Annotated in this window: 21 protein-coding genes; 6 read left to right on the forward strand and 15 right to left on the reverse strand. The window is 70.2% G+C overall.

Annotated features, from left to right (window positions below; genetic code table 11):
- Positions 1-193: 193 nt before the first annotated feature.
- The gene (locus OG718_RS17085) at positions 194-1,360 is read right to left on the reverse strand and encodes a citrate synthase/methylcitrate synthase (protein WP_328844533.1); all 1,167 of its coding nucleotides are present in this window, start codon (positions 1,358-1,360) and stop codon (positions 194-196) included.
- Positions 1,361-1,457: 97 nt separating this feature from the next.
- Between OG718_RS17085 and OG718_RS17090 the strand changes: the two genes are divergently transcribed.
- From OG718_RS17090 to OG718_RS17105, 4 genes are all read left to right on the forward strand, one after another.
- Positions 1,458-2,717 (forward strand): citrate synthase, encoded by a 1,260-nt coding sequence (locus OG718_RS17090; protein ID WP_328844534.1) that lies wholly within the window; start codon positions 1,458-1,460, stop codon positions 2,715-2,717.
- A gap of 52 nt (positions 2,718-2,769) precedes the next feature.
- Positions 2,770-3,720 carry a sucrase ferredoxin gene (locus OG718_RS17095; protein WP_328844535.1) on the forward strand — a complete coding sequence of 317 codons (951 nt, stop codon included), beginning with the start codon at positions 2,770-2,772 and terminating at the stop codon, positions 3,718-3,720.
- A gap of 71 nt (positions 3,721-3,791) precedes the next feature.
- Positions 3,792-5,474, forward strand: a complete 1,683-nt coding sequence (locus OG718_RS17100) for a sensor histidine kinase (protein ID WP_328844536.1) — start codon at positions 3,792-3,794, stop codon at positions 5,472-5,474.
- On the forward strand, positions 5,471-6,151 hold the full coding sequence (locus OG718_RS17105) for a response regulator (protein ID WP_143638147.1): 681 nt from the start codon (positions 5,471-5,473) through the stop codon (positions 6,149-6,151). The genes OG718_RS17100 and OG718_RS17105 overlap by 4 nt, the downstream gene beginning before the upstream one ends.
- A gap of 114 nt (positions 6,152-6,265) precedes the next feature.
- Here OG718_RS17105 and OG718_RS17110 read toward each other — a convergent pair whose 3' ends face one another.
- Positions 6,266-7,318: an ABC transporter substrate-binding protein gene (locus tag OG718_RS17110; RefSeq protein ID WP_328844537.1), complete on the reverse strand. Its 1,053-nt coding sequence runs from the start codon at positions 7,316-7,318 to the stop codon at positions 6,266-6,268.
- Between the two features lie 259 nt (positions 7,319-7,577).
- Positions 7,578-8,039, reverse strand: coding sequence for a hypothetical protein (locus OG718_RS54425; protein WP_443055110.1), 462 nt, complete (start codon positions 8,037-8,039; stop codon positions 7,578-7,580).
- Between the two features lie 160 nt (positions 8,040-8,199).
- On the opposite strand from OG718_RS54425, the gene OG718_RS17120 reads away from it, so the two are divergent.
- Positions 8,200-8,892 (forward strand): response regulator, encoded by a 693-nt coding sequence (locus tag OG718_RS17120; protein ID WP_143638141.1) that lies wholly within the window; start codon positions 8,200-8,202, stop codon positions 8,890-8,892.
- A gap of 86 nt (positions 8,893-8,978) precedes the next feature.
- On the opposite strand, the gene OG718_RS17125 is transcribed toward OG718_RS17120, so the two are convergent.
- From OG718_RS17125 to OG718_RS17150, 6 genes are all read right to left on the reverse strand, one after another.
- Positions 8,979-10,571, reverse strand: coding sequence for a solute symporter family protein (locus tag OG718_RS17125; protein WP_143638139.1), 1,593 nt, complete (start codon positions 10,569-10,571; stop codon positions 8,979-8,981).
- On the reverse strand, positions 10,568-11,056 hold the full coding sequence (locus OG718_RS17130; protein ID WP_143638137.1) for a DUF485 domain-containing protein: 489 nt from the start codon (positions 11,054-11,056) through the stop codon (positions 10,568-10,570). The genes OG718_RS17125 and OG718_RS17130 overlap by 4 nt, the downstream gene beginning before the upstream one ends.
- A 104-nt stretch (positions 11,057-11,160) precedes the next feature.
- The gene (locus OG718_RS17135; protein ID WP_328844538.1) at positions 11,161-11,847 is read right to left on the reverse strand and encodes a response regulator transcription factor; all 687 of its coding nucleotides are present in this window, start codon (positions 11,845-11,847) and stop codon (positions 11,161-11,163) included.
- The gene (locus OG718_RS17140) at positions 11,844-12,995 is read right to left on the reverse strand and encodes a sensor histidine kinase (protein ID WP_143638134.1); all 1,152 of its coding nucleotides are present in this window, start codon (positions 12,993-12,995) and stop codon (positions 11,844-11,846) included. Before OG718_RS17140 ends, OG718_RS17135 begins: the two co-directional genes overlap by 4 nt.
- On the reverse strand, positions 12,992-13,516 hold the full coding sequence (locus OG718_RS17145; RefSeq protein ID WP_328844539.1) for a DUF1453 domain-containing protein: 525 nt from the start codon (positions 13,514-13,516) through the stop codon (positions 12,992-12,994). Before OG718_RS17145 ends, OG718_RS17140 begins: the two co-directional genes overlap by 4 nt.
- Before the next feature lie 263 nt (positions 13,517-13,779).
- Positions 13,780-15,903, reverse strand: coding sequence for a DNA gyrase/topoisomerase IV subunit B (locus OG718_RS17150; RefSeq protein WP_143638131.1), 2,124 nt, complete (start codon positions 15,901-15,903; stop codon positions 13,780-13,782).
- Positions 15,904-16,343: 440 nt separating this feature from the next.
- Between OG718_RS17150 and OG718_RS17155 the strand changes: the two genes are divergently transcribed.
- Positions 16,344-16,574, forward strand: a complete 231-nt coding sequence (locus tag OG718_RS17155) for a DUF7455 domain-containing protein (protein ID WP_055513118.1) — start codon at positions 16,344-16,346, stop codon at positions 16,572-16,574.
- Between the two features lie 137 nt (positions 16,575-16,711).
- Here the strand turns inward: OG718_RS17155 and OG718_RS17160 are convergent, their stop codons facing one another.
- From OG718_RS17160 to OG718_RS17185, 6 genes are all read right to left on the reverse strand, one after another.
- Positions 16,712-17,527 (reverse strand): serine protease, encoded by an 816-nt coding sequence (locus OG718_RS17160; protein WP_143638130.1) that lies wholly within the window; start codon positions 17,525-17,527, stop codon positions 16,712-16,714.
- 132 nt (positions 17,528-17,659) lie between these two features.
- Positions 17,660-19,201: an RNA polymerase sigma factor gene (locus OG718_RS17165; RefSeq protein WP_143638128.1), complete on the reverse strand. Its 1,542-nt coding sequence runs from the start codon at positions 19,199-19,201 to the stop codon at positions 17,660-17,662.
- A 406-nt stretch (positions 19,202-19,607) separates the two neighbouring features.
- Positions 19,608-20,495, reverse strand: a complete 888-nt coding sequence (locus OG718_RS17170) for a FadR/GntR family transcriptional regulator (RefSeq protein ID WP_186001200.1) — start codon at positions 20,493-20,495, stop codon at positions 19,608-19,610.
- A gap of 162 nt (positions 20,496-20,657) precedes the next feature.
- Complete coding sequence (locus tag OG718_RS17175) at positions 20,658-22,421, reverse strand: ABC transporter ATP-binding protein (protein WP_328844540.1); 1,764 nt, start codon at positions 22,419-22,421, stop codon at positions 20,658-20,660.
- Positions 22,422-22,637: 216 nt separating this feature from the next.
- A complete protein-coding gene (locus OG718_RS17180; protein WP_143638125.1) occupies positions 22,638-23,396 on the reverse strand; it encodes an NUDIX hydrolase in 759 nt (252 codons plus the stop codon).
- A gap of 128 nt (positions 23,397-23,524) precedes the next feature.
- Positions 23,525-25,600 carry a glycogen debranching N-terminal domain-containing protein gene (locus OG718_RS17185; protein ID WP_328844541.1) on the reverse strand — a complete coding sequence of 692 codons (2,076 nt, stop codon included), beginning with the start codon at positions 25,598-25,600 and terminating at the stop codon, positions 23,525-23,527.
- Positions 25,601-25,618 lie beyond the last annotated feature (18 nt).

Below are 25,618 nucleotides of genomic sequence, written 5' to 3' on the forward strand. Positions count from 1 at the left end.
CGGTGCCGTTCCAGCCCGCCCCACACATCCACCACGCCCCGCGCACCACTCCGTGACGACAGGGGCCCACCGAGAAGGCCGGCGCCTACCTCGCCGTCCACTCGATCCAAGCTTCCCGAGGTCCGGCATCTGAACGGTGCCGGACCTCGCGCGTACGCGTCGCATGCCGTGCCCTACGTCGGATGCGTGACCCTCAGGCCACCGCGGGCACCGCAACCGTCGGAACCGGCCCCACGTACCGTGCCGCCGGGCGGATGATCTTCGGGTCCTCCGCCTGTTCGAGGATGTTGGCGCTCCAGCCGACGACTCGGGCCGCGGCGAAGGTCGGAGTGAACATCTCGCGTGGCAGCCCGCAGAGTTCCATGACGACGCCCGCGTAGAACTCCACGTTCGTGTGGAGTTCCCGGCCGGGCTTGAGCTCGGCGAGGATCGCCTCCACGCGGCGTTCGACCTCGACCGCGAAGTCGACCAGGGGGCCGCCGAATTGCTGGGCGATGCCGCGAAGCATGCGCGAGCGGGGGTCCTCGGTGCGGTAGACGGGGTGACCGAAGCCCATGATGCGCTCGCCGGCGAGGACGCGTTCCCTGATCCAGGAGTCGATGCGGTCGGGAGTCCCGATCGCGTCGAGGGTGTCCAGGGCCCGGCTCGGAGCGCCGCCGTGGAGCGGACCGGAGAGGGCTCCCACCGCGCCGACGAGACAGGCCGCCACATCCGCCCCCGTCGACGCGATCACTCGAGCCGTAAATGTTGATGCATTGAATCCATGATCAATGGTCGAGATCAGATACTGCTCGACGGCCCGCGCCCGCTCCGGATCCGGTTCCGAACCCGTCAGCATGTAGAGGTAGTTGGCGGCGTACGGCAGATCGTCACGGGGCTCGACCGGTTCGAGGCCCCGCCCGAGCCGGTGGAGCGCCGTCAGCAACGTCGGCACGGCCGCCGACGCGGCGAGCGCGTCCGCTCGACGTTGCCCGGCGTCAATGTCGTACACCGGCCGGAACCCCCGCGCCGCACCGAGCAGCGACAACGCGGTCCGCATCCCGGAAAGCGCCCCGGACCTCCCACTGGCCGCGGCGATCGCGGGCAGTACGGCCCGCACCTCCACCGGCAGCTTCCGCAGTTCCGCCGTCCGCGCGGCAAAGGCGGAACGCTGTGCCGCGTCCGGCAGTTCACCGTGCACCAGCAGATGCCACACGTCCTCGAAGCCGCGGGTCCGTGCGAGGTCGACAGCCGAGTACTGGCGGTAGTGGTAGAACCCCTCGATCCCCCTGACGTCACCCAGCACGGTGTCGGTGACGACGACGCCCGCGAGCCCTCGCGGTACGTCGACAGAGGCGGCCGCGGCCCGGTTGATCGACATGTTTCCTCCCTGGACTTGATTTGACTGTCCATGCTTGACTCAATCCCTGTCAATATTGATTGAATCAATATTCAACTGCACAGATACGGTGACGCTCATGACGGATCAAGAACCGGCCCTCGCGTACGAAGCGCGGCGGATCAGTACCAAGGAGGCCGCCGAACTGCTCGGGGTGAAGCCCGAGACGGTGTACGCGTATGTGAGCCGCGGCCAGCTCAGCAGCCGACGCAGCTCAGGCGGCCGCGGCAGCACCTTCGACGCCAAGGAGGTGGAGGCGCTCGCGCGTCGCAACAGGCGTGAACCGGCCGACAGTTCACCGGCCGCCGGCAGGCTCTCCGTACGCACCCGGATCACCTTGATCGACAAGGACCGGTACTACTTCCGGGGGGTCGACGCGACCGAACTGGCCGCGCGCCACTCCTACGAAGAGGTCGCCGAGTGGCTGTGGACAGGCGTCCTGCGCCCGGGCGCCACATTCACGGCACCGGAGGCATCCGTCGCCGTCGCCCGTCGTGCCGTCGACGCGCTGCCCGAGCACACGGCCCCGACCGACCGGCTCCGCGTCGCGGCCATCGCCGCGGCGACCGCCGACCCGCTGCGCTTCGACCTCTCCGAACAGGCCGTGCTCGGCACGGCCCGCACGCTGATCCCCACGCTCGTCGCCGCCCTGCCGCCCAAGAGGCACGACCATCGGGACGGAAACTCGCTCGCGCAACGCCTCTGGGCCCGGCTCAGCGGCCGCGAAGCCGACGAGGCGTCCCTGCGCGCCCTGGACACCGCACTCGTCCTGCTCATCGACCACGACCTGGCCGCCTCGACGCTTGCGGTCCGGGTCGCCGCGTCGGCCCGCGCCCACGCGTACGCCGCCGTCTCTGCGGGCCTCGGCGTCCTCGAAGGCCCGTTGCACGGAGCGGCCAGCGGCCTGGCGCACAGGATGCTGCTCGACGTCCTGGACCGGGGCACGGCGGCCCCGGTGGTCGCGGACGAACTGCGCGCGGGGCGCCGCGTCCCGGGACTGGGCCACCGCGTCTACCCGGGCGAGGACCCACGCGCGCGCGTGCTGTTCGGCCTCCTGGAGGACGTTCCCGGCGCCGGCCCCGCCCTGGCCGCGGCCCGCGACATCGTGGACACCACGGCCCGCCACGCACCCCTGCACGCCAACGTCGACCTGGCCCTCGCCGTCCTCACGGCCACGTCCGGCATGCACGCCTCGGCGGGCGAGACGATCTTCGCCGTGGCCCGCACGGCCGGCTGGATCGCCCACGTACTGGAGGAGTACGACGAGGCCCCCCTGCGCATGCGCCCGAGCGGACACTACGTAGGCGCACGGCCCCCTCAACCACTTCCGGAGCAGTGACACCACCCGCCCCGGGAGTCACCCCCGGTCAAGTCAGGTTAGGCTCACCTCTGTGAGTACGTGCGCGAAGGTCTCACGGGACCTGGAGGAGCCCCTCGCGGGGACCGCCGCCACCGCGAGGACGTGGCTGCTGGTCGAACAGCCCGGCCCCTGGGGCGCCAATGCGCTGACATCGAGCCACCTGGACCCCGCACTCGGCCGGGCGCTGGAGCAGGCCGCCGAGGGCACCGGCGTACGCATCGCGCTGATCCGGCGCCCGGGCCGCCACGCCGACTGCCACACGGCCGCCGAGCGCCAGGTGTACGCGGCCCACACCACCCCGGGAAACGTGTGGCTGCACAAGGCCACCACGTCTGCCCCCGAGCGACTGCTCCAACTTGACTTCACCGAGCTCGGTGAGGGCATGCCCGAGACGTTCGACACGACCCTCGACGGCGCCCCGCACACCGGCGACCCGCTCGCGCTCGTGTGCACGAACGGCAAGCGCGACCGCTGCTGCGCCCTTCTGGGCCGCCCCCTCGCCGCCGAACTCGCCGCCTCCGGAGTGGACGGCATATGGGAGGTCACACACCTCGGGGGCCATCGATTCTCCCCCACCCTCCTCGTACTGCCGTTCGGATACGCGTACGGGCGAGCCGAGGCCCATGCCGTCAAGGAGATCCTCCAGGGCGTCCGGGAAGGCCGCGTCGTGACCGACGGATGCCGTGGGAGCTCAGCCTGGGAGCGTCCCGGGCAGGCCGCCGAACTGGCCGTGCGCACGGCGGCCCACGAGGACGCCGCGGGCGTGCTGAGCGTCGTCCGTACGGAGGGTTCTGCGCCCCGCTGGGAGGTGACGGTCGCCCACACCGACGGCCGCCGCTGGCTCGTCACGGTCGCACAGGGCGCGGCCCTGCCGCCCCGCCCCGAGAGCTGCGGCTCGGCTCTGGGCTCTCCGGCGCGGATGGACGTGATGGCGGTGCGCCGGCTGTCCCGTACGGCTGTCGCGCACCCCGCGGGCCGCTGACCGCCCCTCCGAACGAGATCCACGCCACACCCCGTACGGCACCGCGCGCCCCTCCCCGTACCGTCATAGGCATGAGCCCCACTCCCCCTCGACGACTCCGCCTGGGCATGCCGAAGCGGATGTTCTCGCAGGTGCTGCTGATGCAGGTGGCGATCGCCGCAGGAGTCGCCGTCCTCGCGACCGGTCTGTTCCTGGCTCCGCTGAGCGAACAGCTGGACGACCAGGCGATGCGCCGCGCTCTCGCGATCGCGCAGACCACGGCGGCGCAGCCGAGGCTCGCCGAGGAGCTGAAGTCCACTCCGGCCTCGGCGGACGGGCCCGTGCAGGCCGAGGCGGAGCGGATCCGCAAGGCGAGCGGAGCCGAGTACGTCGTGGTGATGAACGTCGACGGCACACGCTGGTCGCACACGAACCCCGCAGAGATCGGCGGACACGTCTCGACCGATCCCAGGTCTGCTCTGTCCGGCCGGGAGGTCATGGAGATCGACAGCGGCACCCTGGGCCGCTCGGCGCGCGGCAAGGTGCCGTTGCGCGACGCCGACGGCCGCATTGTCGGCGCGGTCTCGGTCGGCATCGAGTACGACAGCGTGCGCGCCCGCCTCATCCACGCGATCCCCGGGCTCTTCGCGTACGCGGGAGGAGCCATGGCCGTCGGCGCGCTGGCCGCCTATCTGATCTCACGGCGGGTGCAACGGCAGACCCGTGACCTGGCCTTCTCGGACATCGCCGGGCTTCTGGCGGAGCGTGAGGCGATGCTGCACGGCATCAGGGAGGGCGTCGTCGCGCTGGACCGCGAGGGCAGGATCCGGCTCCTCAACGACGAGGCCCGGCGCCTGCTGGGGATCGGCGACGAGGCCGTCGGCCAGCCCCTCGACACCGCGCTCGGGGAGGGCCGTACGACCGATGTGCTGGCCGGGACCGTCACCGGAACCGATCTGCTCACCGTCCGCGGTCAGCGTGTGCTGGTCGCCAACCGCATGCCCACCGACGACGGCGGTGCCGTCGCCACGCTGCGCGACCGCACCGAACTGGAGCAGCTGGGCCGCGAACTCGACTCCACCCGCGGCCTGATCGACGCCCTGCGCGCCCAGGACCACGAACACGCCAACCGCATGCACACACTGCTCGGGCTGCTGGAACTGGAGATGTACGACGACGCCGTGGAGTTCGTCGGAGAGGTGGTCGGTGACCACAGGGCGACCGCGGAACAGGTCACGGAGAAGATCCATGACCCGCTGCTCGCCGCCCTCCTGGTGGGCAAGGCCACCGTCGCGGCGGAGCGCGGAGTGGCCCTGTGGATCTCGGACACGACACTGTTCCCGGACCGGTTGATCGACCCGAGGGGGCTGGTCACGATCGTCGGGAACCTCGTCGACAACGCACTCGACGCCGCCGCGGGCACCCTCCACGCGCGCGTGGAGGTCGAATTGCGCGCGGAAGGGCGTACCGCCGTCCTCAGAGTGCGGGACACAGGTCCAGGAATTCCCGCCGAACAGCGCGAGTTGATCTTCACGGACGGATGGTCCACCAAGAAGCCCCCGGCCCACCGAAAGCGCGGGATCGGCCTCTCCCTGGTGCGCAGGCTCGCCGAGCGGCAGGGTGGCAGCGCCCGGGTCTCCGAGGCGGACGGCGGAGGCGCCGAGTTCACCATCGTGCTGCCGGAGGCACTGGCGGAGCCCGGACTCGCACCGGAGCCCGCGCCCGGCCTCATGCTGGAGCGTGCCGCCACGACCGTCAACGAGGAGTCGCGATGATCGAGGTACTGGTCGTGGACGACGACATCCGGGTCGCCCGGGTCAACGCCGCCTACGTCGAGAAGGTCGCGGGCTTCCATGTCGCGGGCGAGGCACACTCGGCGGCGGAGGCGCTGCGGCAGCTGGAGGCTCTGCCCCGGCTGGACCTGGTGCTTCTCGACCACTATCTGCCGGACGAGACGGGCCTCGCGGTCGTCCAGGAGATGCGCAGACGCGGACATCAGGCCGATGTGATCATGGTGACCGCGGCCCGTGACGTCTCCACGGTCCAGGCGGCGATGCGGCAGGGCGCGCTCCAGTACCTGGTGAAACCGTTCGCCTTCGCCGGACTGCGCGCCAAGCTGGAGGCGTACGCGGACCTGCGCCGCACCCTCGACGGCGGCGGCGAGGCCGAACAGGCCGAGGTCGACCGGATCTTCGGTGCCTTGTCCGCCGGCTCGGAGCCGGGTCTGCCCAAAGGGCACTCCCCCACCACCGCGGAGGCCGTACGCCGGGCGCTGGTGACCGCGGAAGGCCCTCTGTCGGCCCAGGAGATCGCCGACCGGACCGGACTCAGCCGCCAGACCGCCCAGCGCTATCTGAAGCTCCTGGAGCGCACGGGACGGGCCACGCTGACCCTGAAATACGGTGACGCGGGCCGCCCGGAGCACCGTTACATCTGGGCGACCCGCGCCTGAGGACACGGCCGCAGTACGGGGGAAGCGACCGCACCCGCCTCTGTACGGCTGTCAGGGGAGTTCAGCCGTACACAGGAGCTCGGCCCGCGGTCGGGGAGACCGCGGTCGGGGGATTCAGTCCACGACCTTGTCCACGAACTCCGTCGTGTACGTCCTGCTGAGGTCCACGTCGGCGTTCTTGATGTCGGGGTTGAACGCCTTGAGGACCTTCTCGACGGTCTTCGGACCGTCCTCGGGCATCACACCGTCCTGGGTGAACATCGGCATGGTGCTCTGGATGGCGCTGGCGTAGAGCGTCCCGTTGCCCTTCGAGTAGTCGTCCGGCATCTCGTCGGCGATCTCGCTGGCGCTGTGCCCGGCCATCCACTTGAGGGTCTTCACCAAGGCGTTGGCCAGCTTCTGGACCGTCTTCTTGTTGTCGTTCACCCAGTCCGTCTGCATGTAGAGGCTGGACGACGGGTACGCGCCGCCGAGTGCCTCGTCGGAGCCCTCCGGGGTGCGCATGTCGAGGAGCACCTTGCCGCTGTTCTCCGCCAGGATCGTGGCGACCGTCGGGTCGGTCGTCATGCCGCCGTCGATGGAACCCTTCTTGAGCGCGGAGATGAAGCTCTCTCCCGCGCCGACCGGGACGGTCTTGAACTCGCTGACGGACACACCGTTCTTGACGGCGAGGTACTTGGTGAGGAAGTCGGTCGAGGAGCCGAGGCCGGTGACGCCGAGCCTCTTGCCCTTGAAGTCCTTCGGTGAGTTGATCTCGCTCGCCGCCTTGTCGGAGACGATCTGGACCTCACCGGGCGCGTGCGAGAACTGCACCACCGACTGGACTTCTTCGCCCTTGACCTGCAGATCGAGGGTGTGGTCGTAGAAGCCGACGGCTCCTTGTACCTCCCCGGAGACGAGCGCGGTCTCGGCCTCCACACCGGCGTGCTCGCCCAGCAGCTCCACGTCGAGGCCCTCGTCATCGAAGTAGCCGAGCCGCTCGGTGAGCATCGCGGGCAGGTAGATCACCTTGTCCAGGCCGCCGACCATGATTTTGACCTTCTCCCCCTTGCCGCCCGCCTCGTCGGCGGCGGCCGATCCGGCCACGTCATTGGCGCACGCGGTGAGCGAGGAGAGGACAAGCAGGCTGGCGGCTGCCAGCGACCCGTGTCTGAGGGTCTTGGGCATGTTCGTTCACGTCCTTGTGAAGAAGGCGGTGCGGGAAAACGAGTGCCTTGGAGCGGCCAGCGACGGGGAACCGACCTCTCCGCCGGGAGACCGGCGCCGAAGGAGAACCGGTGTCCTGGAGAGGGCTGTCTGCGAAATGCGCCTCCTGGGGAGGCGCTCAACAAAACGGGGTCCTAGGAGGGGCATGTGGGCCTGTGCGTGCCCTGAGGAGGGAGTTCAACCCTCGGTCCACGACGACTTCCACCGGGAGGTACTGCGCTCAGCGAACGTGTGCGGCCTCCTCGCAGAGCGTCACCCGGCGGCTGCCCGTTCCCAGGGACCACGTGTCGGCGACCAGGGGCGACACACGGGAGGCGGCGACAACGGCCATGCCTCCGCGGACGGTCCGTGCGCGGGAGGCCGTATCGATCCTTCTGGCGACGCGGGCGGGGGATTCCTCAAGGGCGCGGGCACCGAAGGCGACCGAGTCGCGCGTGCCTTCCCGCAGGTCGAGCGGTTCGTCCGGCACCAGGGCTTCGCACTCCGTAAGTTCTTCGGGACCGCTGACGAGGGTCGGTGTGGTCGATCTGCCTCGGCCTGCGGGGGCCACGACGGCCGTGAACCCGCAGCCTCCCACGGTCGGATCGAGTCCGATGACGGCCGTGTGCAGTTCCCCCGGCGGGGTTGTGAAGACCTTGCGCGCGCCTCGTGGTGCGATGGCGGGGCCGGTGTCTGCGCTCATGCCCCGCGACCGTAGCCGTGGCCTGCGCCACGGCATCAGTCTTGTGTGCGCAAGGCGTTCTTCTGATTACAGAAGGGTGTTGTGCTCTTTCTGCTCACTCCACAACACTGGGGCCGACAGCACGGGCTCACCGCTCGCCCGGCTCGGGGGGAGAGGCCCGATGATTGACGTCCTGGTCGTGGACGACGACTTCCGTGTCGCCGAAATCAACGCCAAGTTCGTGGGGAAGGTTCCCGGTTTCCGGGTGGCCGCCCGTGCGCACAGCGCCGCCCAGGCCCTGGACGCGGCGGGCCGGGAACCCGTCGACCTGATCCTGCTCGACCACTATCTGCCCGACCGGACGGGCCTCGAACTCGTCCAGCAGATGCGGGAACTGGGCATGGGCGCGGACGTCATCATGATCACCGCGGCCGGCGACGTGGAGACCGTACGGGCCGCGATGCGTCTCGGCGCCCTGCACTACCTGGTCAAGCCGTTCACGTTCGCAGCGCTGCGAACGCGGCTCGAGTCGTACGCCGCACTGCGCCGTACCGTCGACAGGGTCAGCGACCAAGGCATGGCAGGGCAGGAACAGGTCGACCGTATTTTCGGCGCCCTGCGTACGACGCCCGCCCCGTCCTCGCCGGGTCTGCCCACCGGTCACTCGGAGCCGACGACGGACCTGATCTGCACCGTCCTCCACCAGGCCGGCCACCCCCTCTCGGCCCACGAGGTCGCCGCCGAGACGGGCCTCAGCCGCTCCACCGCGCAGCGCTACCTCCGCCACCTGGAACAGGCGGGCCGTCTCCGGCTCTCACTCAAGTACGGGGACACAGGGCGTCCGGAACACCGCTATGCGTGGGTGGCACCTTGAGCCGGTGAGCCCTGCCGGACCGCCCCGGGGCTTCGTGGGCCTCGCCTGAGGGTGTCCCGCCGGACCTCCCCTCGCCCGCCCGTCGGTCAGACCGCTCCCGCCCCCGTAAGCGCCCGTACCTCGGTTTCGGCGTGCTTGGCCTCGTCCGGCGGCTCCGCCGAGGTGACCGTGCCCAGCCAGCCCGCCAGGAAGCCGAGCGGGATCGACACCAGGCCCGGGTTCTCCAGCGGGAAGTACTGGAGGTCGATTCCTGGGAACAGCGACGCGGGACTGCCCGTCACCACCGGAGACAGCACGACGAGCACCAGTGCCGGCACCAAGCCGCCGTATACGGACCACACCGCGCCGCGCGTCGTGAAGTTCCGCCAGAACAGCGAGTACAGCAGCACCGGCAGGTTCGCCGACGCGGCGACGGCGAAGGCAAGCCCCACCAGGAAGGCCACATTCAGGTCGCGCGCGAGCAGGCCCAGCGCGATGGCGACAACGCCGATACCGACCGCGGCGGTCCGCGCCACGGCCACCTCGCTGCGCGGCTTTGCACGCCGTCGTCGCAGCGACGCGTACAGGTCGTGGGCCACGGACGCCGAGGAGGCGAGCGTGATTCCGGCTACCACCGCGAGGATCGTGGCGAAGGCGATCGCGGCGACGATCGCGAACAGAACCGTTCCTCCGGTGGAACCGGCGCCGCCGCCCAGATCGAGCGCCAGCAGCGGAACCGCCGTGTTCCCGGCCGCGTTCGACCCGCGTACGGCATCGGGGCCCACGATCGCCGCCGCCCCGAACCCCAGCACGATCGTCATCAGGTAGAAGCCGCCGATCAGACCGATCGCCCAGACGACCGACCGCCGCGCGGCCCGCGCGGTCGGCACGGTGTAGAAGCGCGACAGGATGTGCGGCAGCCCGGCCGTGCCGAGCACCAGCGCGAGTCCCAGGCTGATGAAGTCCATGCGCGCGGTCCAGTCCCCGCCGTACTTCAGCCCCGGCGCGAGGAACGACTTCCCGTGTCCGCTCCGGTCCGCCGCCGTACGCAGCAACTGGTCGAAGTCCCCGTGGAACCGCACCAGGACGAGCACGGTCAACGCGATCGCCCCGCCCATCAGCAGGACCGCCTTGACGATCTGGATCCACGTGGTGGCCCGCATCCCTCCCATCGACACATAGACGACCATGAGCGCCCCGACGCCGATGACCGTCCAGGCTTGCGCCGCCTCGCTCGTACCGCCGAGCAGCAGCGCGACCAGGCTGCCGGCACCCACCATCTGCGCCACCAGGTACAGAACGGACACGGTCACCGAGGAGGTTCCCGCCGCGATCCGTACCGGTCGCTCGCTCATGCGGGACGCGACGACGTCCGCGAGCGTGAACCGCCCGCAGTTGCGCACCAGTTCGGCGACGAGGAACAGCACGACGAGCCAGGCGACGAGGAAGCCCACCGAGTACAGCAGCCCGTCATAGCCGAAGAGCGCGATCAGCCCCGAGATACCGAGGAAGGACGCGGCGGACATGTAGTCGCCCGCGATGGCAAAACCATTCTCCATGGGCGAGAAGAGCCGTCCGCCCGCGTAGAACTCCTCCGCCGAACCATGCCGGTGGCGGCTCACCCAGGTCGTGATCCCCAGGGTGACCGCGACGAACACGCTGAACAGCAGCAGCGCCAGCGTCTGATGGTTCCCGGTCACCGTTCACCACCCGCGACGCTTCGCGTCAGCTCCTGTGTGTCCCAGCGCAGATCGAGCGCGGCCCGGTCTCTGCGCAGCCGAGCGTGCCGTGCGTACGCCCAGGTGAACAGGAACGTCGTGAGGAACTGCCCCAGCCCCGCGAGCATCGCCACGTTCACCGCGCCGGCGACGGGCTGCGCCATGAAATCCGGAGCCGTCGTCGCCGTCACCACATAGGCCACGTACCAGGTGAAGAAGACGGCGACGGCCGGGACCACGAACCTCCGGTACCGACTGCGCACCTCCTGGAAGGCCGCGCTGCGCTGCACCTCCAGATAGACGTCGGCCGCACGGGCGGTCCGGTCCTCCTGCTCCCCGCGCGCGGGCGGCACGGCGGGAGCGGGCGCACCCGTACTGTCCAACTCGCCCCAGCCGGAGGCGAGCGCGTCGTACCAGGGGTCGTCGAACCGGACCTTTCCGGAGTCGGGACCGTCGTACTTCTCCACCGAACTCTCCTTGTCCGCTGCCCGTTTCGGCCGCGTGCCCAAGGATGGACAGATCGGGAAGATCCCAGACTCTTCTCTCCGCGCTCTTCACCCCATCAGGTGACTCACCCCCCTGGTGGCCGCACAAGTCCCTTCCCGAAGGCGTAACGGACCGCCTGCGCACGATCCTTGAGCCCCGTCTTGGCGAACAGGTTGTTGATGTGGGTCTTCACGGTGGCCGTCGAGACATGGAGCCTGCGGGCGATCTCCTGGTTGGTCAGACCGTCGGCGATCAGCACGAGCACCTCCGTCTCCCGCGCGGTGAGCCCGTCCGGCGCCTCGGTGCCCTGCGCGGGAACGGCCGGCTCCGGCTCGGACAGCCGCTCCAGCAAGCGCCGTTGAATGCCCGGGGAGAGCCCTGCGTCCCCGGACAGCACGCTCCGCACGGCCCGTACGATCTCGTCGCCGCCCGCGTCCTTGGTGAGATAGCCACGGGCCCCGGCCCTGAGCGCGGGGAACAGCGAGGCGTCGTCCGCGTACGTGGTGAGCACGACAACCTGCGTCCTGGGGTGTTCGGCCCGGATTCGTCTGGTCGCCTCCACCCCGTCGCAGCGAGGCATGCGCAGGTCCATCAGCACGACGTCCGGGTCGAGTTCGGCCACCAGCCGCACGGCCTCGTGCCCGTCGGCGGCCGCCCCGACGACCTCGATCCCCGACAGCAGCCCGAGCAGCATCACGATGCCCTCGCGCACCACGGTCTGATCGTCCGCCACGACGACACGGGCCGGTGCTCCGCCCTCCTCCTCCGTCATACAGGCACCTTCAGCGTCACCACGAACCCCTCCTCGTACGGCCCGGCCTCCAGCGAGCCGCCCAGCAGCTCGGCCCGCTCCCGCATTCCGATCAGACCGTATCCGGCACCGGAGTGTGTGAATTCACCCGGCGGAGCTCCCGAATCCCTTACGTTCAACATCACTTCGTGCTCGCCGTACTCCAGCCGTATGCGGATCTTGGCCCCGGGCGCGTGCTTCCGGACGTTCGTCAGTGCCTCCTGGGCGACCCTGCGCACCGCCTGCGACGCCTCCGCCGGCAACAGCCGCCGTTCACCCGTGACGGTGACATCGGCGCCGGCGGTGTCGGCGACCAGTTCGCTCAGGAACTCCTCCAGCGGTGACAGCTCTCCGCGCAGCGCGGAGAGTGCCTGCCGGGTCTCGGCGAGGCCTTCGCGGGCCATTCCCCGTGCCGCCACGACCCGATCGAGGATCTGGTCCCTCTCCGCTCCCCTCTCGATCAACAACCGAGCCGCCTCCAGGTGCACGAGCTGGGCCGAGAGGCTGTGTGCCAGCACGTCATGGATCTCCCGTGCGATCCGGGCCCGCTCCGCGAGCGCCGCCGACTCCGCCTCGGCCGCCCGTGCGGCACGCTCCTGGGCAAGGAGCCGCTGGGCGCTGCCCCGGGCCTCCGCGTCCAGCCGCAGCACGTATCCGGCCAGAGCGAGCCCCACGGTCGTGGCCAGGGTGGTCAGCCAGGCGTCGTTGTTCACTGCCGCGTACGTGCCCAGAGCCACGGCGCTCGCGGGCAGGGCCGCCGCGAGCGGCAGTCGTTCCATGGCGCTGACGGCGCAGGCGCACCACACGACGAGGGCAGGAACCCGCAGCCCCGCGCTCTCTGCCACCGTCGCGATGGCGAAGAGCAGCACGAGCAACCCCAATGAGGGAAGCAGGCGATGTTCGAGCGTGACCCTCCAGAAGCCCCAGATCCCGAGTCCACCGACAAGGACTCCCAGAACAGCCCCTGCGACACCCCAGCCGTGCAGGTCGCTGTGGATGAAGGTCGTCGCGAGGAGGATGCCTACGGCGAAGGTGCGCCCGGCCCCGGCGAGAGCACGCCGCGCCCTGTGCACTCCCATTCGGGAGAGTGCCTCGCGGGAAGGCCAGAGCGTCCAGACGTTCTCCGTCATACACGCTCCTTCCGCGTGGGCTGGGGCATGCCGTCACCGTACGCCGCGCTCTGCCCGCTCGCCGAGGGCAGTGTCTGCGCCCTCCGGACCATGATCCCGGAGCGCACCAGCAGCGTCACCGCGAGTGCGAGGAGCAGGGCGGAACTGTCCTGGTGCAGGCCGAGGGCGGCGCCGAGGCCGAACAAGCCGGCCCGCAGGGCTATCCCGACGGTCCAGACGAGGCCGCTGGCCTTGCTGCTCCTGCTCCACACCGTGCCGTCCGGTGCCCTCCAGATCCGGGTGGTCCAGGCCCAGCCGACACCGGTGGCCAGGCCTATGAGGAGTTCGGTGCCGAGCAGGAGGGCCGACAGCGTCCGGTGGTCGGGGTCGAGCAGGCCCGGTTCGCGCAGAGCCAGGAAGATCAGGACCGCGGGCACGGCCCACCAGCTCCTGTCTGTCGCTATCCGACGGGTGCGGAACTGGCGAGCGATCACCAGGACGACAACGGCGAGGATCACCAAGGCATCGACAAGCCCGGACATCGCGGCCTCCGTGTGCGGGGAAGGACGGGTGCCGGCAGCGGGCGCTGTCGACGCCTTCGACGCTACGGAAATAGGCAGATCGGCAGATCGGAGCCAGGGTGGATCATGGGTGGATCCCTCAGGCGCCCCGTCTCCACCCACGGGTGGAGACGCCCTCACGGACGCCCTCACAGATGTCACCGGGCCGGTCTCCCGGCCCGACGCCCGTCGGGACCTCTCGCGGTCCCGACGGGCTCACTCGGCCAAGCCGGCTGCGCGACCCTCTACGCGTCGATGCGCGAGCGGTCCAGCGTCGCCGCGGAGCTGGAGATGAACTCCTTGCGCGGGGCGACGTCGTTGCCCATCAGCAGGTCGAACACCTGCTCCGAGGCCTCCAGGTCGGAGATGTTGATCCGGCGCAGCGTACGGAAGCGCGGGTCCATGGTCGTCTCGGCCAGCTGGTCGGCGTCCATCTCGCCGAGGCCCTTGTAGCGCTGGATCGAGTCCTTGTACCGCACGTTCTTGCGCTGGAGCTCCAGCACTGTCTCTCGCAGCTCGCGGTCCGAGTACGTGTAGATGTACTTGTCCTGGCCCTTCTTGGGCTGGCTGAGCTCGATGCGGTGCAGCGGCGGCACCGCCGCGAACACCCGCCCCGCCTCGACCATCGGCCGCATGTAGCGCTGGAAGAGTGTCAGCAGCAGGATGCGGATGTGCGCGCCGTCGACATCGGCGTCGACGAGAAGAATGATCTTCCCGTAGCGAGCCGCGTCGATGTCGAAGGTCCGGCCTGACCCGGCTCCTATGACCTGGATGATCGCGCCGCACTCGGCGTTCTTCAGCATGTCCGTGACGGACGCCTTCTGGACGTTGAGGATCTTTCCGCGGATCGGCAGCAGCGCCTGGAACTCGGAGTTCCGGGCGAGCTTGGCGGTGCCGAGCGCGGAGTCTCCCTCGACGATGAACAGCTCGCTGCGGTCCACGTCGTCGCTGCGGCAGTCGGCGAGCTTGGCCGGCAGCGAGGAGGACTCCAGGGCCGTCTTCCTGCGCTGCGCGTCCTTGTGCTGACGGGCAGCGATACGCGTACGGGCGGCGGAGACGGCCTTCTCCATGACGACCCGGGCCTGCGCGGCGGCATCCCGCTTCGTGGTGGTCAGGAAGTCCTTGAGCTCCTTGGAGACCACGTTCGTCACGATCCTGCGGGCTGCCGAGGTGCCGAGGACCTCCTTGGTCTGACCCTCGAACTGCGGTTCGGCGAGGCGGACCGTGACAACAGCCGTGAGACCTTCCAGGGCGTCGTCCTTGACGATGTCGTCCTCGGCGACGCGCAGCAGCTTCTTGGTGCGCAGCACCTCGTTCATCGTCTTCGCGACGGCCTGCTCGAAGCCGGCGACATGGGTGCCGCCCTTGGGCGTGGCGATGATGTTCACGAAGGACTTCAGGGTCGTGTCGTAGCCCGTGCCCCACCGCATCGCCACGTCGACGCCCAGTTCCCGGGTGACCTCGGTGGGCGTCATCTGCCCGTGGTCGTCCAGGACCGGGACCGTCTCCTTGAAGGTGCCCTGCCCGGAGAAGCGGAGGACATCGCAGACGGGCTTGTCGCTTGCCAGGTACTCGCAGAACTCGCTGATGCCGCCGTCGAAGCGGAAGGACTCCTCACCCTTGCTGCCGCCGTCGCCGAGCCCGTACTCGTCGCGGACGACGATGGTCAGGCCGGGCACCAGGAAGGCGGTCTGCCGGGCGCGCTGGTGCAGGTGCTCCAGGGAGAGTTTCGCGTCCTTGAGGAAGATCTGCCGGTCGGCCCAGTAGCGCACGCGCGTGCCGGTGCGGGTCTTGGGGATCCGCTTGAGCTTGCGCAGCCCGGCCGACGCGTCGAAAGCGGCGTCGGCCCCGTCCCCCTTGAACGCTCCGGGGGTGCCGCGGCGGAAGCTCACCTCGTGGGTGTGGCCTCCACGGTCCACCTGGACGTCCAGACGGGCCGAGAGCGCGTTCACCACGGAGGCGCCCACGCCGTGCAGGCCGCCGGAGGCCGCGTACGAGCCGCCGCCGAACTTGCCTCCGGCGTGCAGCTTGGTCATCACGACCTCGACGCCGGACATGCCGGTCTTGGGCTCGACGTCCACCGGGATGCCCCGGCCGTTGTCGCGCACCTCGACCGAGCCGTCGTCGTGAAGGGTCACGTCGATGTGGTCGCAGTAGCCTCCGAGGGCCTCGTCCACGGAGTTGTCGATGATCTCCCACAGGCAGTGCATCAGACCGCGGCTGTCGGTCGACCCGATGTACATGCCCGGGCGCTTCCGCACGGCCTCGAGTCCCTCGAGGACGAGCAGGTGCCGCGCGGTGTAGTTGGAACCGTCCCGGTCTGCTCCGGTCAGCAGCGCTGTGGACGGCACGGACGTCTCGGCGGTCACGCGGTTCGCTCCTCGCTGAATTTCAGGTGTGGCCCTTTTGGGTAAGGGCCCGGCTTCGGTCGCCGCTCCGAGGGTACCGAGGCCTGGTAGAGCCGTTGTAACGCCACCCTCGTCCGAAACTCAGACTAGACCAGCGTCGCATGCTTGTTCGATCCCTCGTTGGAGTGAAGTACATATCACGTTCCCTTCCAGGCATGAACCATTTAGGCTCCGGGCACGTCCTCAAGAACAACCGGCAAGCCAGCCGGGAGGACTGAACCTGACAGAGCGCGAACCCGTAAGACACGAAGACACGCAATACGGCTCATTCGCCGCCAACCGGCAGCAGACAGCCGACTCGGAAAGATTTTTTTCGAGGAAGAGCCACGAGCGGGAACGTTTTCGGCCTGGTTGGATGTTGACCCTGGTACGACAGCTCGTCGAGCTAGAGAAGAGGCGACGTGACTACTGTTCTGACCCCCGCGAGCCCGCTGACGGCCGCTGACCGCTGCGACCGTTGCGGCGCCCAGGCATATCTGCGCGTCGTCCTCCTCAGCGGTGGTGAGCTGCTCTTCTGTGCCCACCATGGGCGCAAGTTCGAGCCGGAACTCAAGAAGATCGCCGCTGAGATACAGGACGAGACGGAGCGGTTGACGGCCGCCCCGGCAAGCGCCAACGACGAAGAGCACTGACACTTCGCGCAGACGACGAGCCATCTCCGGCACAGGCCGGTGACCGGGCGGCCGCCCCCATCCAGGGGCGGCCGCCCGTGCTCGTGCTCCCCGCGGCCGTGAGACGGCTCACGCCCCCAAGGGCCGCAGAAGGGCCTTCAGCGGCCCGCTCCGAGCGTCCTGACGACCTCCGAGACCCGCGTGTAGACACCGGGGCTCCCGGCCCGCCCACAGCCGCTCCCCCACGACACGAGGCCGATGAGCCGCCCCTGAGCGACCAGGGGACCGCCGCTGTCCCCCTGACAGGCGTCCCGGCCCCCCTCTTCCTCCCCCGCACACAGCATGGAAGCGGCCACGTACGTTCCGTCCACGCTCCCCGGATAGGCCTCCTCGCAGAGCGCGTCGGACAGCACCTGTACGCGCGCGGCCCGCAGCGCGGTCGTGTAGTCGCCGCTCCCTGTGGTGTCCCCCCAGCCGTAGACCACGGCCCCCGTACCGGGCTGGTACGCGGCGTCACCGGGGCCCGCCATGGGAATGACCGCGCTCGCGGCGAGGGGTTCCGCGAGAGTGAGTACGGCGAAGTCTCCGGCGTTCGTGTAGCTGTCGTAGCGCGGGTTGATCCAGGTGTCGCGTACAGCGATCTCCCTGCCCTCGTCCGACAGAAGATTCCCGCGGCCCGCGATGACCTTCAGATCGCGAACCTGCCGTGGAGGTGCGCCCAGCACCTCCTTGCTCAGACAGTGGGCCGCGGTCAGCACCGTCGAGCGGCCTATCACCACACCCCCGCAGAACTGTCCGGCACGCGTACCCCCGAACCGGTCACGGCTGGACACGGCGACCGTCCAGGGGCTCTCGGAGATCTCGACCGGGTAGCCGCCGATAATGACATCGGCCGCCGCGGGGGCCGGACAGGCCAACGGTATGACGGCCGCCGTGGCCGCGACGGCCAGCGCTCGGGCAAAGGGACGAGGCATGCGCGCTCCTCACTCTGGGGTTGTCATGAGACACCCAGCGTGATCCAGATGGCCGCACTCCGCACTCCGCACAGACCGAGGGCCCGGCTCCCTGAGCGGGAAACCGGGCCCTCCGTGACGTACGGCCGAGACCTAGTCGAGGTAGTCGCGCAGCACCTGCGAGCGCGACGGATGGCGCAGCTTCGACATCGTCTTGGACTCGATCTGGCGGATGCGCTCGCGCGTCACGCCGTAGACCTTGCCGATCTCGTCGAGGGTCTTCGGCTGCCCGTCGGTGAGACCGAAGCGCATCGAGACCACGCCCGCCTCACGCTCGGACAGGGTGTCCAGGACCGAGTGCAGCTGCTCCTGGAGAAGCGTGAAGCTGACCGCGTCGGCCGGGACGACCGCTTCGGAGTCCTCGATGAGGTCACCGAACTCGCTGTCGCCGTCCTCACCCAGGGGGGTGTGCAGGGAGATCGGCTCACGGCCGTACTTCTGGACCTCGATGACCTTCTCCGGGGTCATGTCGAGTTCCTTGGCCAGCTCCTCCGGGGTGGGCTCGCGGCCCAGGTCCTGGAGCATCTGGCGCTGCACGCGCGCGAGCTTGTTGATGACCTCGACCATGTGCACCGGGATACGGATGGTGCGGGCCTGGTCGGCCATGGCGCGGGTGATCGCCTGACGGATCCACCACGTGGCATACGTCGAGAACTTGTAGCCCTTGGTGTAGTCAAACTTTTCCACCGCGCGGATCAGACCGAGGTTGCCCTCCTGGATGAGGTCCAGGAAGAGCATGCCGCGGCCGGTGTAACGCTTGGCCAGGGAGACCACCAGACGGAGGTTGGCCTCCAGGAGGTGGTTCTTGGCGCGGCGGCCGTCCTCGGCGATGATCTCCAGCTCGCGCTTGAGCTTCGGTGCGAGCTTGTCGGCGTTGGCCAGCTTGTCCTCGGCGAACAGACCGGCCTCGATGCGCTTGGCGAGCTCGACCTCCTGCTCGGCGTTGAGCAGCGGGACCTTGCCGATCTGCTTGAGGTAGTCCTTGACGGGGTCGGCCGTGGCACCGGCCGCGGCGACCTGCTGCGCGGGCGCGTCGTCCTCGTCCTCGTCGGACAGGACGAAGCCCTGGGCACCGTCCTCGGCAGGCTCCTCGCCGCCGGCCTTGGCCGCGCCCGGAGTCTCCTCGGCAGCCTCGTCGTCGACGGCCTCGGCGTCGTCCTTCTTGGCGGTGGTCTTCTTCGCCGTCGCCTTCTTGGCGACGGTCTTCTTCGCTACGGCCTTCTTGGCCGTCGCCTTCTTGGCAGCGACCTTCTTCTCGGCTGCGTCCTCGGCGGGAGCGTCTGCGGCAGGCATCGCCGGGGCGGCGGTGGCGGTGGCCTTCTTGGCCGTCGCCGTCTTCGCCGCGACGGTCTTGGTGGCGGTGCGCTTGGCCGGACTCTTCGCTGCGACGCTCTTTCGGGTGCGCTTGGGCTCCGCGGCACTGACCATCAGCGTCACACCCTCTTCCTCGAGGATCTGGTTGAGGCTGCGCAGTACGTTCTTCCACTGAGTGGCCGGAATCTGGTCAGCTTCGAAGGCCCGACGCACGTCATCGCCGGCGATCTGCCCCTCAGCCTTTCCCCGCTCAATGAGCGCCATGACAGAGACGGACTCGGCGATCTCCGGCGGGAGCGTACGGGATGTGCTGGCCGACACGAACAACCTCTCGGAACGTTGGAAAACGGCTTCCGGCCCCGTCCGGTACGGACAGGAGCCGACGACCGCCGACTTGGGGATGGGCCGACGGCGCGGGCGAGGGCCGGGAAGAGTCACAGCGCCTTGAACGGCGTCTGTATTCCCCACTCGGCTGTCACCTCTTAGGTCATCGCGCTGCCCCGTGGAGCGTTACGCCCAATCTGCGTGGCCCGAGTCACACCCCGTAAGTGCTCAAAAGCTCCCAGATGCGGTCAGAGGTGGTCAGCCGATGACCTCAGTACCCCATCGCGCCGCCGGACCCCGCCGGATTCCAGAAGCATCCAGGGGGTCCGGCGGCAGATGGTTCGCCGGCCAAGCGATGCCACGCGGGGCACCCGCCACCGACCGCACCGCCCGCGGTGCGCGGTCAGTGCTCGCGCGGCGCGGGCACGACGCGCTCCACCTCGGGGTGGACGGTGAGCAGTTGGCGCATGGCCGCCTCGGCACCCGATCCGTCGCCGGCGGCGAGGGCGTCGACGATGCGGGCGTGGTGTCCGAGGGACGCCTCGGTCGGCCGGTCACAGCCCGTGACCGGGTTGCCGGACACCTGGAGCGCGGCGGACACGATCCCGGAGAGATGCTCCAGCATGCGGTTGCCGGCGACCTGGATGAGCAGGGAGTGGAACTCCGCGTCGGCGCGCGAGAAAGTGAGCGCGTCACCCTGCGCCATGGAGTGGCCCATGATCTCGACCATGTCGCAGAGCCTCTGCTGCACCTCCTCCCGGCCATGTCCGGCGGCAAGACGGGCAGCGAGCGGTTCGATCGTCCAGCGCAGCTCGCTCAGCTCGCGACGCTGGTCGTCGCGCTGCGGCCCGAAGGCCCGCCACTCGATGATGTCGGGGTCAAGGAGGTTCCAGTCGCTGACCGGGCGTACGCGCGTGCCGACATTGGGGCGGGCGCTGACCAGGCCCTTGGCCTCAAGAACGCGGAGCGACTCACGGACGACGGTACGGGAGACCTCGAACCGCTGGCCGATCTCCTCGGGCACCAGCGGGCGGTCCGCGCCCAGGTCGCCGGAGACGATCATCTGCCCGAGCTGCTGGACCAGTTGGCCATGCAGGCCGCGGCCGCGGCTGCCGGCGGCACGCCGACCCATGCGGCCCAGCTCCGGGTCCGTGCTGTCCCACACGGAGGCGCTGACGCGGTCTGCGCCGGGGACCTCCCCGTAGGGGTAGCGGTCGAGTTCGCCCGGGCCGGCGAGGCCGGAGTCTGCGGAACGGGCGGCGGTCATCATGGTGTGCGCAAGGGTACTCACGGATCCTTTGTCGGCTCCGTCTCCAACTCCCTTGAGGTCTTTGGTGAAAAGCACACGAAAGGGTGATCGCTCACCCCGTCGCAATTGACGCCTTATCGGAAAGAAATGGGCGTTCTGTGTGGAGTTGCGCGCACGAGGGGAACGCGTGTGCACGGACGGTCGTCATCGGACCCTGCTCCGCAGGGTGGTGAGCAGATACGCGCAGAGCAGGGCGCTGAGCGACAACATCAGTGCTCCGCCGACGGGTTGGGCGATCACTCGCGCCACAGCACCGAGATAGCGCTCGCCCCCGAAGGGCCACTGCATCAGCACGAGCTCCCGCAGCCGGGTCGAGAACCCGGCGGCGGTCCGCACGGACGGCCCCTCAAGGACTTTCTGTACGAGCGGTACGACGAGGACCGGTACGGCCAGCACCGCCGCGAGTCCGGCGGTCGTCGACCGGAAGATCCCCGCCGCCAGAACGCCCGCCCAGGCGCAGCCCACCACGAGACCGATCCAACTCACGCTCAGCGAAAGCCAGTCTTCGGGAACTCCGGTGAGTTCCCGTCCGTAGACGAGGTAGAGCAGTTCGGCGTCCACAGCCACCGCGGCGACGGCCAGCAGCAGCGCGGTGGCGGCGGCGACGAGGAGTTTGGCGGCGAGCAGTCCCAGGCGGCGGGGGACGTTCCCGCGATCGGCGGCCAGGGCGGGATGGCGGAACTCGTCACCGAAGGCGATGGCACCGAGCAGCCCCGCGCCGAGCGCCGCGGGCGGCAGAGGGAATTCCCGCGGCCACGCGGCGAGCAGGCGCGGCTGCGGTGTGTGTCCCGCTCTGGCCAGGAGCAAGGAGATCAGGGCGGAGGCGACGAGCACGGCGACCGCGGTGAGGTAGCCGGTGGCGACCCCGGCCGCACGGCGCAGCTCGTAGCGCAGCGGCCGCAAGGGGCTGGAGCCCGGCCTGACACTGATGGGCGGCGGGAGCGGAGACAGTTCGTTCGCGCCTTCCGCCTCCGCGGTGCGCGCGGGCGGCTCGCCCTCCTGGGAGTCACTCACCGACTGCCGCGCGGGGACGGGCCCCATGTCGCCGATCTCATCCGCGAGTTGGTGTACGAGGATGCTGTGGCGGTACGCGGTTTCGCCGACGTCGGCGCAGGTGCTGCCGTACACGGAGAGGCGGTTGCCGTCCTCCCGTACGACCTCCACGGAGCGTCGGGTGGTACGGGCCTCCTTGGTGAGCAGCGCGCCGAGCCGGGCGGCGTGCGGGCTGCGGACGGCTACACGGGGCCTGAGACGGGTGCGGGCGAAGTCCGTGACGTCCTGATCGGCGACGAGCCTGCCCTCCTCCAGCGTGACGACACGGTCGGCGGTCCGCGCGGCCTCCTTCGGGTCGCCCGTGGCGAACAGCACCGTGCCGCCCCCGGCGGCGTGGGCCCGCAGAATCCCGTGCAGCCAGCGGCCCTCGCGGGCGGAGAGCCCGTCGGCGGCGTCGTCGAGCACGAGCGTGTGCGGATCGGACAGCAGTGCGCAGGCCAGACCGAGGCGACGGTCCATGCCGCGCGAGAGCGCGCTCAGACGTTGGTCGCGCAGGCTGACCAGGCCCACCACTTCGAGGACGTCGTCGGCGCGCCGGGCCGGCACACCTGTCGCCGCGCACAGCATGCGGAGTTGGCCACGGACCGTGCGTGCCGGATGGCCGGGGACCTCCCCGAGGAGCACGCCGACCTCGCGCGAGGGATGGGCGATGCGATGCAGCGGACGGCCTCTGAAGTAGGTGATTCCGCGGCCCTGTTGGAGTTCGAGCATGAGCCTGAGAGCCGTCGTCTTGCCCGCGCCCGGGGCCCCGAGGAGCGCCGTGACGCGGCCCGCGGGCACCTCGAAGGACACGTCGTCGACGGCGGGGGGAAGCTCCTTGCGGGCGTTGCTGGTCAGTCCGATGGCCTGGATCACCCGAAGCAAGATAGCGCGATATGTACGGTTTTTCGGGCATCTTGAGCGCGCTGGACGGCACGCCCCGTACCCGTCCGACCACTTGGCCGGACAGAGAATCCCGGGGCGGCCTCAGGTCTCGGCACGGATCTCGGGGCCGTGCCCGGTCCCGGCACGAATCTCGAGGCCATGCCCGTCTTGGCGCGGTTGCGTCTCGGCAGCGCTCCAGGAGCGGCGTCAGACCTCGGGGCGGAGCATCGGCGGGTTGAGCAGCGTGGCACCGCCCGCGCGGAACAGCTGGGCCGGGCGGCCGCCCTGGCGGGTCGTCGTACCGCCCGTGGGGACGAGGAATCCCGGCGTGCCGGTCACCTTGCGGTGGAAGTTGCGGGGGTCGAGCGCCACGCCCCACACCGCCTCGTACACCCGGCGCAGTTCACCGACCGTGAACTCCGTCGGGCAGAAGGCGGTCGCCAGCGACGAGTACTCGATCTTGGAGCGGGCGCGCTCCACACCGTCCGCCACGATCTGCGCGTGGTCGAAGGCGAGCGGCGCGGCCTGTTCGCCGTCACGGCCGTAGCCGCCTCGCTGAAGCAGTTCCTCGACGGGGGCCCAGCGCGCGCTGTTCGCGTCTCCGCCGGCCCTGGGCGCGGGCAGATCGGGGGCGAGGGCGAGATGGGCGACGCTGACGACCCTCATCCGCGGGTCGCGCTTCGGATCGCCGTAGGTCGCGAGCTGCTCCAGGTGCGCGCCGTTGGCCTGCGCGGGCGCGGCAGGATCATGGGCGCACAACCCGGTCTCCTCGCCCAGTTCCCGGGCCGCAGCCTGCGCCAGGTCCTCGTCCGGCCGTACGAAGCCGCCGGGCAGCGCCCACCGCCCCTGGAAGGGCGGCTCACCCCTCCGTACCGCCAGCGCGCACAGGGCATGGCGACGCACGGTCAGCACGACCAGGTCAACGGTGACGGCAAACGGCGGGAAGGCTGACGGGTCGTAGGGCATGTCGAGATCATAGTCGTCTGCCTGACGATAAACAGTCCCTTCGTCGGTCGCTTCAGTGGCTGATCCACTGCTCTCCGGTGCGGGTGCCGGGGACGCCGCCGACCCGCCCCTCGCCGGCTTCCGCCCGCTCACACTCCCAGCTGGAGCCCGTCGGCAGCCTCCTCGACCATGGCGAGGCCGAGCCTGCTGACGCGTACGGAGAAGGGGGCGCCCGCGACGCGCAGGCCGGTCAGCCCGATCTCGCCCAGGGGCGCACCACGGAGCGGCCGCAGCGTCACCGTTCCGGCAGGGGCGTCGGGACGGATGCCGGCGAGTGTGGTGAGCAGAAGGACCCCTGCGGCCGCGGCCGTCGCCGCCGGCCGACAGGCCGCCGGATGCGGCAGCGGGGCACCGCCTTCCGTGCGCTGCTCCCCCGCGTACATCTCCGGCAGCCGGTACCCGAAGGCCTCTGCCGCCGACAGCACGCCCCTCAGTAGTGAGGTCGCCTCCTTTTCGTAGCCCGCGGCGGCCAGTCCCGCGACGGCGACAGCCGTCTCGTGGACCCGCACGGCCCCGCCCCGATGTCCGAACGGGTTGTACGCCGCCTCCTTCGCGCCGAGGCTGCGCAGTCCCCAGCCCGAGTCCATGACGGGCCCGCCGAGCAGCCGCGCCAGCTGTTCCGTCTGCACCTTGTCGAGCAACCCCGGGGCAGGGGCGCCCGCGTCGAGCAGCCCGGTGTCGAGGAGGTGCACACTGGCCGCACCGAGGTGCGGCACGATCCGTCCGTCCGGTAGACGGGCCGCGGCCGGTCTACCGCCTCCCCTGTCCTCGATCCAGAAGTCCTCCTGGAACGCGGCCCTCATCCCACGAGCCCACCCCCGCAACTCGGGGCCGCCTCCCCTGCCGTACGCGTCGAGGAGATCGGCGCCCAGCAGCGCGGCGCGGTGGGCGTGTGCCTGGGTCTCGCAGCGCCACGGTCCGCCGGGGCGTGGGTCGGACAGATACGTACTGTCGCCGACCGCCGTCCGCAGCCACTGCAGGCAGCGCTCGGCCACGGGGAGCAGTTCCTCGGTCTCCTGTTCAGGCAGCCCCCAGCGCCTGGCTTCCGCAAGAACGACGGGGAACAGCAGGGTCGCCTCTTCGCCCGTGCAGCTCGGTGGCAGATGCGTACCGGCATGCCGTCGCGGCCCTGGGAGCAGTCCGGATCGCGGCCCCGCGCCCACCAGTTGGGTGCGCGCGAGGGTGCGCAGGGTCCCCGCGGCGAGCCGGGTGCCCAGCGGCAGGGTCATGCGCGCCGCCGCCAGCGCATCGGCCGGTGCCATGCCGCACCGCCAAGGCGCGCCGGCCGCGAGGTGGGTGTCGGACGGATGCACGGGGTCGCGCAGCAACAGCGCCTGGAGGTCCTCGATGCTCGTGCGCAGGAGTGCCTCGGCCCTTGGGTCGTCGCTCACGGCCCGTGCCGGGGCAAGCGGACTCGTGGCAGCGCGCGCCACGGCCCGGATGGGACCCGCACCGGTCGGCCGTACCCTCAGCTCCACGCTTCGGGTGTCGCCGGGCTGCAGGTCGAGCTCCCATCGGAGCAGCCCCGCGGAGGCCAGTGCGTCCGAGGGCTGCGGGTTGGCCGTGACGACGGAGTGCCCAGTGGCACAGGACCATCGCATGCCCGAGTCGTGAACGCTGGCGGGCAGGTCAGGACCGGCTCGCCCGGAGGCGACCTCGCCCAGTTCCGCCAGGTCCGTGCCGAGCGACACCTCGACGGGCAGGCGCAGATGGCGGTGGGCCGCGCTGCGCAGGGTGATCCGCTCCGTGCCGTCCGCGTATCGCGTCCGTTCGACGATGACATCCGGGTCGGGGCCGCCGTCGGCGGACAGGCTCAGGGTCGCCACGAAACGGGCCTGGTCGGCCGCGATCATCCGGGCCTGGATCGCGAGCGGCTCCCGCCCCGCGACGCGCAGTCGGCATCGGGAGAGCATGCGTCGGCCCGCGCGGTAGAAGCCCTCCAGCCCCTGTCCGGTCAGCTGGCCGTGCTCCGCGGAGATCGCGAGCCCGGGCAGCGCGACACAGATCAGCGCGCCGTGCGCGGGGGGCAGATTCGCTGTGGCGGGCGGCAGGGACAGGGGTGCCTTCGGAGTTGTGGCACCGCCGGGGGTTATGGGGAACTGTGCGGGCCTGCGGGTCAGAGGGTGGTTGTCGTGCGGAGTGGAGGACTGGGTGGGCAGGGGCATGGGGCGGCTTCTTCTGTG

The organism is Streptomyces sp. NBC_00258 (assembly GCF_036182465.1).
Classification (GTDB): Bacteria; Actinomycetota; Actinomycetes; order Streptomycetales; family Streptomycetaceae; genus Streptomyces.

Excerpts from the sequence above, each read along its gene's own strand:
- OG718_RS17110 (WP_328844537.1), bottom strand. The coding sequence starts at position 7,318 with ATGCCCAAGACCCTCAGACACGGGTCGCTGGCAGCCGCCAGCCTGCTT.
- OG718_RS17135 (WP_328844538.1), bottom strand. The coding sequence starts at position 11,847 with ATGACGGAGGAGGAGGGCGGAGCACCGGCCCGTGTCGTCGTGGCGGAC.
- OG718_RS17145 (WP_328844539.1), bottom strand. The coding sequence starts at position 13,516 with ATGTCCGGGCTTGTCGATGCCTTGGTGATCCTCGCCGTTGTCGTCCTG.
- OG718_RS17160 (WP_143638130.1), bottom strand. The coding sequence starts at position 17,527 with ATGCCTCGTCCCTTTGCCCGAGCGCTGGCCGTCGCGGCCACGGCGGCC.
- OG718_RS17090 (WP_328844534.1), top strand. The coding sequence starts at position 1,458 with ATGACGGATCAAGAACCGGCCCTCGCGTACGAAGCGCGGCGGATCAGT.
- OG718_RS17100 (WP_328844536.1), top strand. The coding sequence starts at position 3,792 with ATGAGCCCCACTCCCCCTCGACGACTCCGCCTGGGCATGCCGAAGCGG.
- OG718_RS17185 (WP_328844541.1), bottom strand. The coding sequence starts at position 25,600 with ATGCCCCTGCCCACCCAGTCCTCCACTCCGCACGACAACCACCCTCTG.
- OG718_RS17085 (WP_328844533.1), bottom strand. The coding sequence starts at position 1,360 with ATGTCGATCAACCGGGCCGCGGCCGCCTCTGTCGACGTACCGCGAGGG.
- OG718_RS17140 (WP_143638134.1), bottom strand. The coding sequence starts at position 12,995 with ATGACGGAGAACGTCTGGACGCTCTGGCCTTCCCGCGAGGCACTCTCC.
- OG718_RS17180 (WP_143638125.1), bottom strand. The coding sequence starts at position 23,396 with ATGCCCTACGACCCGTCAGCCTTCCCGCCGTTTGCCGTCACCGTTGAC.
- OG718_RS17120 (WP_143638141.1), top strand. The coding sequence starts at position 8,200 with ATGATTGACGTCCTGGTCGTGGACGACGACTTCCGTGTCGCCGAAATC.
- OG718_RS54425 (WP_443055110.1), bottom strand. The coding sequence starts at position 8,039 with ATGAGCGCAGACACCGGCCCCGCCATCGCACCACGAGGCGCGCGCAAG.
- OG718_RS17105 (WP_143638147.1), top strand. The coding sequence starts at position 5,471 with ATGATCGAGGTACTGGTCGTGGACGACGACATCCGGGTCGCCCGGGTC.